This is a genomic window from Micromonospora parva (genome assembly GCF_000718515.1).
In the GTDB taxonomy this organism is placed as follows: domain Bacteria; phylum Actinomycetota; class Actinomycetes; order Mycobacteriales; family Micromonosporaceae; genus Micromonospora; species Micromonospora parva.
The window spans coordinates 1-381 of the sequence record NZ_JNZS01000069.1 but is presented as its reverse complement, the minus strand read 5'-3'; the positions used below and the strand labels follow the sequence as shown (position 1 = coordinate 381).

The following is a 381-nucleotide window of genomic DNA, read 5'->3' as shown; positions in this document are numbered from 1 at the left end:
CTACCCCCATGAACACGATCTTCCGTAAGAGCATGCTGTCCGTTGCACCCGGTAGTGGACGCCAAGCCCGCCGCCGCAGCGGTGGCGGTGCAGGCGGCGAAGCCGCAGGGCGAGCAGTCGCACATCACCCTCAACGACGAGCAGACGGCCAACGTCAAGGCGATCATCGCCGCGACGAAGAAGGCCGGCCTGCCTGAGCGCGCCGCGGTCATCTCGATCGCGACGAGCCTGCAGGAGTCCAAGCTGGAAAACCTGGGCCACCTGGGCGATATGAACGATCACGACTCGCTGGGCCTGTTCCAGCAGCGCCCGAGCTCGGGTTGGGGTACCCCGGAGCAGATCACCGACCCCGAGTACTCCACGACCGCGTTCCTCAAGGGC

General features: G+C 66.4%; 1 pseudogene. It reads left to right on the top strand.

Going from position 1 to position 381, the window contains the following annotated elements:
• Positions 1-39: 39 nt before the first annotated feature.
• A pseudogene (locus IF22_RS33510) lies at positions 40-381 on the top strand (hypothetical protein); the annotation flags it as partial.